The sequence below is a fragment of the Phormidesmis sp. 146-20 genome, assembly GCF_052939475.1.
Genome location: NZ_JBJPHT010000043.1, coordinates 53083 through 59691 on the forward strand (window position 1 = coordinate 53083; position 6609 = coordinate 59691).

Consider the following 6609-nt stretch of genomic DNA (forward strand, 5'->3'; position numbering starts at 1 on the left):
CGAAGCGTGTCGAAGACAACCCCTCATCCCTTCTTCCCTACCTCACCCTCCTCCTCTGGGCGCTGCCTCTCGTTCTATTCCGAAGTGGCCAACAGAGCTTGATGGCTCACGATGAGGGGATTTATGCGACTCAGGCGCGGGCGATTTTGCAGACGGGTGATTGGGTGACGGTGCAGTGGGGTGGCAATCCGGGGTTCGATCGCACCATCGGCATTCAATGGCTGATAGCGGTTTGTTATATGCTGTTTGGCGTGAGTGAAGGGTCGGCTCGATTGCCTAGCGCGATCGCTTATATTCTCAGCGTTTTACTGACTTATCGAATTGGCTGTCACTTGCTGAGTCCCCGTCTCGCCTGGTTGGGAGCGGCCATTTTCAGCGTGATTCCCTTGGTGGTGCAGTACGGACGCTTGGCAACTCAAGATTCAGTCCTGGTTTGTATTGAACTCATCGGTATCTGGGCACTTCTCGAAAGCGAAAGCAGCAGACAATCTACTTCAGAACCTCCTCACGCCTCACGCCTCACCCCTCACGCCTCACTCTCCCCTCCTCACGCCTCACGCCTCACGCCTCACTCTCCTTTGTGGTCACTTCTCGCTGGATCGACCTTCGGCTTAGGATTCCTGATCAAAGGATTTATGATTGTCCCGGCGGCGATCGCGCTTCTCCCTTATCTAATCGGACAACAGCGACGACATCGACATCTGACAAATCCCTGGCTGTATGCGGGACTCGTGTTGGGACTGATTCCAGTAGTTGGCTGGTTGGGGTTGGCGATCGCTCAGTATGGCAGACTGCCGATCGACGAACTGTTTGGCAAACTCTTTCATCTCAAAGGTCAGACTTACCAGGGAGCCGGCCCGTTTTACTACGTCTGGAATATTCCCGCAAATGGCTTTCCCTGGGTGTTTTTTGCTTTAGCAGGATTGATTCTTGCCTTTCGGAATTTAGAATTACGGCGGTTGCTGCAAACCAATCATTCACGCCTGCTGCTGATCGGCTTTCCTGGGCTGCTGTTTGTCGAGTTGACGCTGTTTGGCACCAAGACGCACTATTACCCGCTCCAACTTATGCCGTTTGTAGGATTGTGGGCGGCGATCGCGCTAGATCGGTTGGTTTATCTCTATCGCAAAGGCAAACAGTACCGTTTATTGAATGGGCTGAATCTAATGATTGGCGGATTGGCGATCGTCCTGCTAGGAACGAGTTTTGTCGTCTTAACGCGATTGATCACGATTCCGGGTCTCAAGTCTGACGTTGTGTATTTGGGCGCGATCGTCACCCTTTTTGTCGGATTGGGGTGGCTGAGTTTGCCGATCGTTTGGCTCAGACGACATCAAACGAACTTGTCAAACTCGTCTCGACAATGGCTGGCTGGGTGGCTGTTGGCCTCGTGGCTCGGACTGACAGCCCTGACAGGAACGGGATTGTGGGGAGACTACGCCCATGACCTGAAGCAATTTTTGCAGCGATCGGAGGTTTTGACCGTTCTAAAAAACAATTCGGTTAGCTTTGTCGTGCAGCCAGAAAAGCTCGATCGCGACGGTCGCAAAACTTTTTTGTTACTCAACTTCTACACGCCAAAACTCGGCAAAAATTTCACTCAGCCTGACGCGCTTCAGTCGGACAATTATGCCTGGATCGACCCCAACTTAGCCGCCCAAAAATCTCCCCAACTCAAGACAGTGCGATCGTTCCAGGGCTGGCAATTGGTCAAAAAAGGGAGCTAGAACGAACTTAGGATTGTGGATTTCAACTGTTAAGACTCGACATGATTTAATTCTCATTCCTTAGAATGCTCCTCTGGGCAGTTTCACCTCGACGATCGTGCCTCGTCCCAGTTGGCTTTCGACGACGATGTTACCTTGATGACGCTCGACACACTGCTGCACGATCGCTAGTCCTAATCCAGCACCTGCGATCGTATCGACATTTTGGGCCCGGTGAAAGGACTCAAATAAACGCGGTAAATCTTCGGGAGGAATGCCAATCCCGTGATCTTGCACACGAAACATCACAAACTCAGGCTCAGAAGCGATCAGACAGCAAATCGATAGAGAAATAGGCGTGCGATCAGGTGAATATTTGACCGCATTGCTTAACAAATTGACCAGCATCAGCGTCAACAACGCTTCGTCCCAAAACCCTTCGGTACGATCGCCCAAAATCTCAACGTGAATCGGTGGAGAACTCGTTTCGCTTAATTGCAGATCAGAGATAATTTTTTGACAAAACGATCGCAACTCGATCCACGTCGGATTGAATTCAAGCTTTTCTGACTTGACTTTGCCCAGGGTGAGCATATCGCTCAAAATCCGCGTCATCGATCGCACCGCTTCTCGAATCTTTTGTAGGTAGGTGACTCGACGATCTTCGGGACAAGCGCTTCCCATTCGCTCTAGCAATTCCGCAGAGGTCATCATGATCGACAGCGGCGTGCGAAATTCATGAGAAACCGTGGTAACAAAGCGTGATTTCAAGTCATTGAGTTCTCGTTCTTTGGCGGAGGCTTCTAGCGTTGCAGTTTCGGCGTGTTGGCGATCAGCGACTTTTACTTTTAACTGTTGCCTGACCTGTTTGAGCGCTTGTGTCTGTTGGTGAATGCGCTGTTCTAAGTCGTGGTTGAGCGTTTGAAGTTGTTGGTGAGCTTGATGTTTTTTGAGCGCAATCTCGATCGTGCTGTACAAATTTGCTGGGTCAAAAGGTTTGAGAATGTAGCCGTACGGCTCTGTCTGCTGCGCCTCTTGCAAAATCGTAGTGTCTGTGTAGGCGGTCAGATAAACGATTGGAACGTCGGACTGTTTGCGAATTTTTTCGGCGACGCTCACGCCATTTTGACCGCCCTTAAGTCGGATGTCCATCAAAACTAGATCGGGCTGGGTGGCGATCGCCAGCGTCATGGCAGTCTGATCCGAATCCGCAACGCCCACCACACAGTAATTTGCAGCCTCAAGACGCACTTGAATATTGAGTGCCACCACGCTTTCGTCTTCAACGATCAAAATCTTTTTGCCCGTCATCGTCAAATTGTCCTGTGTGCCTCTGAGTGGAGTTGGGTCAAGATCAGAATCGTTTAATCAGAATCGTTAATGTGATTGAGTTTAACGTGATTGAGCTTAACGTAATTGAGATCAGTATTCTAGTGTGATTTGAGTTTTAGTGTGATTTAAATCAGGGTACTCAATCGACAAAGTTCAACCATTTGGCTTAAATGTTTCCTAGATTAAGCGGATGCACTAAAGTAGTTTATTCTACCAGAGAGCTTGTACTGGCTATTTCTTTACCAATCTACAAATGGGCACGGCTCCACATTAAAGTGCTTTCCCAGGCAACGGTTTGGTGACACAGCCTTTGAGTAAATAAGGTTTTGATTTGAGAAATCTCGGTGGGAGATAGGTAGCGCGAAAGGCGATCGGCGTAGGTTGGCGGAGTTGAATGGGTCGCAAACCAGCGATCGCACAAGTCCGCCGTTAAGTAAATTTCGGTGAGCGATCGGGTCAAATGCATTTCTACCTTAAGTTCTGCTTGCTCAAACCACCTCTGTAAGTCGTCAGTGTCCCAGTTCACCCGTGGGTCAGAGGCCTCTGCGTAAATGGCTTCTTCGGCTTGGGCCAGACGATCAAGCAACTCAGCCTCTAACCAGGTGGGATTCAATAATCGATACAGCCGCTGGGCCTGACGTGGAATCGATTCTGCTAGAACCAGAACGCCTTGAGGCTGCAAAAGTCGGGCAATTTGAGTCAGCACGATCGCTTTGTCAGAGGCGGATTGCAAAGCGTTGCGGCCGAGAATGCGATCGAAACGGGGCGGATTTTGAGGGGCTTCTAAGTCTGAGAGCGATCGCACGATCACCGGACGCGACAACTCATCCAGGGTTTGGGCTTGTTCAACTAGGGCGGTGTAGTCCTTCTCAGTTTGCACACAGGCATAAACGCCGCCTTCGGGCACTTGACGAATGGCTTCCCAGGTGAGCAGTCCACTACCCGCATTCAGATCGAGAATCAAATGATGGCGCTGAGGGGCGGCTAGTTCAAAAATTCGATCGCGCACCCGTGCCAATTTTTCACCAACTTGACCGAGCGTGCGTTGGAGCCAGCGATCGAGACTGGAATTTGTGGGACTCGTCGTTAAGCCTTCAGGCGTGTCAGCGACTTCTACTAAAGCGGCGAGTTGTGCTTCTCGTTGGCGAGTGACTTGGGTGAGAATAGTGGCCTCAAAGCCGCGATCGCTCGGTTGATAAAAGACTTGACCTTGCAAACTTCCGGGCAAATACTGTTGAGCAACCCAGTGTTCTCGATACGAGTGCGGATACAAATAGCCTGCCCCATGCCCAAAGCCTTCTTTGTCGCGGTTGGCATCTCGCAAATGGAGCGGCACTTCAGATTCTCGTTCTCGCTCGACGGCCGCCAACGCATCAAAAAAGCCCATGACGCTATTCGATTTGGGCGCATTTGCCAGATACAAAGCAGCCTGGGCAAGAGGATAGCGACCTTCTGGCATTCCGACGCGATCAAAGGTTTCGGCACAGGCCTGAACAATCACCACCGCGTTAGGGTCGGCCAGTCCCACATCTTCGCTCGCCAAAATCAGCATTCGTCGAAATATAAACTTCGGATCTTCCCCGGCGTAGACCATTCGAGCCAGCCAGTACAGCGCCGCATCGGGGTCTGACCCACGCAAACTTTTGATAAACGCGCTAATCGTATCAAAGTGAGCATCGCCTTCTTTGTCGTAGAGAACGGCCCTTTGCTGAATCGATTCTTCAGCGACCGACAAGGAAATGTGAATCGTCCCGCTTGCGTCGGGTGGCGTGGTTTCGACGGCGAGTTCGATCGCGTTGAGTAAGGCTCTGGCATCTCCGTTGGCGACATTGACCAAATGATCCAGGGCATCGGCATCGAGTTGAATGGTGCAATTGCCGTACCCCCGTTCAGCATTCCTTAAGGTCTGGGCGATGACCTGCCGCAGATCGTCTTCATTTAATGGCTTGAGTTGAAAGAGGCGCGATCGACTCACCAGCGCTTTGTTGACTTCAAAATAAGGATTCTCGGTCGTCGCTCCAATTAAGGTCACGGTGCCATTTTCGACCCAGGGCAACAGCGCATCTTGTTGAGATTTGTTAAACCGATGCACTTCATCCACAAAGAGAATGGTGCGCTGATTGTAGAGGCCGCGTTTTTCTTGAGCGGTAGAAATGGCTTCTCGAATTTCTTTAACCCCCGCCAAAACCGCATTGATAGCGATGAAGTGTACTTTGGTCGTGTTGGCGATGATCCGCGCCAGAGTGGTTTTCCCAGTCCCAGGCGGCCCGTAGAAGATAAGTGAAGTCAGTTGATCGGCTTGAATCGCCCGTCGCAACAGTCGCCCTTGACCAATGATTGCCGTCTGCCCAACAAATTCATCCAGCGTTTGGGGGCGCATTCGATCCGCAAGAGGGGCTTCTGCTGCGGTGATGGCTTGACGATGGTGATCAAACAGTTCCATTCGAGCCGGGGAAATTGAGCGGGTCGATCGCGTTCTCAGGCAACCGATCGACCTCAAGTTTACGGCCAATTCGCTCTATTCTTTGCTTCATTGTTGGGCGCTTTTGCCCTCCGATTCTGAGGAACTTTAAGAAAATCTCCTTGACGCTCTCTTTATTTCGGCTATTCTAGAAATACAGGTTATTTCGATAATTCTAGAATGACTGAAAATCACGATTCAGCTAGTTACGCGGATATTTTTGCCGCTCTGGGGTCAGAGGCCCGGCTGGATGTAATGCGGCTTTTGTTGGCGGCCTATCCCGAAAAGGTGTCTGTCGGCGATTTGCAAACTCAACTCAAGATCCCCAATTCCACGCTGTCTCACCATTTAGAGAAGCTGCGGATAGAGGGCTTGGTAACTGTGCAGCGCGATCGTCAGTTTCTCAGATATGCCGCCAATGTGGAAACCGTTTCGTCCCTGCTGACCTTTCTCTACAACGGTTGCTCGCAGTCCGAAATTTCTCAACCCCAACCAGATAATTCATCCAATCCACGAGGGTCTATGTTTGACAACTTTTTCCGACCTGTGCAAAACTTTTTGAGCGAACTGCGGCTACACCTCCCTGGCTTTGAGCGATTTACCGGAAAGGCGATTCAGGCAATCTTACTGGCCCAAACCGAATCGCGACGACTAAGACATCGATATGTGGGGACTGAGCAAATTCTCGTGGGACTGCTGACCGACGACACAGGACTGGTTGCAGAAGTCTTTCGATCTGCGGGAGTGCAGCTAGAGACGGTGAAGTCCGCGATCGAGCGCCAAATCGGACGGGGATCAGGCACTCCTGACAAAATTCCGTTTACGCCCAGAGCCAAAGAGACGTTAGAAATTGCCCTCCGACAAGCCAAACAGTTAGGGCATTCCTACATCGGCACCGAGCATCTGCTATTGGGACTTTTGATCGAAGGGCAAGGCTTAGGCGTACGAGTTTTAGAAGAGTTAGGATTTAGCCGCCAGAGCTTAGAAGCCCAACTGCGAAGCGCGATCGACCAAAATCAAGTGTGAGGAAACGATCGAGACTTCAGGCAGACGACTTTAGGGATATGCAATTAAATAAAGTACCAGTTACGTTGGGCAGATTGTAATGTC

4 protein-coding genes are annotated in these 6609 nt (G+C 50.8%); 2 read left to right on the top strand and 2 right to left on the bottom strand.

The features are described from left to right. Nucleotides 1–101: 101 nt before the first annotated feature. On the top strand, nucleotides 102–1727 hold the full coding sequence (locus ACKFKH_RS25340) for a glycosyltransferase family 39 protein (protein ID WP_446861122.1): 1626 nt from the start codon (nucleotides 102–104) through the stop codon (nucleotides 1725–1727). Between the two features lie 60 nt (nucleotides 1728–1787). On the opposite strand, the gene ACKFKH_RS25345 is transcribed toward ACKFKH_RS25340, so the two are convergent. After that, nucleotides 1788–3017 (bottom strand): hybrid sensor histidine kinase/response regulator, encoded by a 1230-nt coding sequence (locus ACKFKH_RS25345; protein ID WP_446861123.1) that lies wholly within the window; start codon nucleotides 3015–3017, stop codon nucleotides 1788–1790. Between the two features lie 268 nt (nucleotides 3018–3285). After that, nucleotides 3286–5550, bottom strand: a complete 2265-nt coding sequence (locus ACKFKH_RS25350) for an AAA family ATPase (protein WP_446861124.1) — start codon at nucleotides 5548–5550, stop codon at nucleotides 3286–3288. Nucleotides 5551–5679: 129 nt separating this feature from the next. Here ACKFKH_RS25350 and ACKFKH_RS25355 point away from each other — a divergent pair, with 129 nt between their 5' ends. Then, entirely contained in the window at nucleotides 5680–6525 is an 846-nt protein-coding gene (locus ACKFKH_RS25355; protein WP_446861125.1) for a metalloregulator ArsR/SmtB family transcription factor, read from the top strand. Nucleotides 6526–6609: the final 84 nt, after the last annotated feature.

Coding starts and splice junctions, on each gene's coding strand:
- ACKFKH_RS25345 (WP_446861123.1), bottom strand. CDS start 3,017: ATGACGGGCAAAAAGATTTTGATCGTTGAAGACGAAAGCGTGGTGGCA.
- ACKFKH_RS25355 (WP_446861125.1), top strand. CDS start 5,680: ATGACTGAAAATCACGATTCAGCTAGTTACGCGGATATTTTTGCCGCT.
- ACKFKH_RS25340 (WP_446861122.1), top strand. CDS start 102: ATGGCTCACGATGAGGGGATTTATGCGACTCAGGCGCGGGCGATTTTG.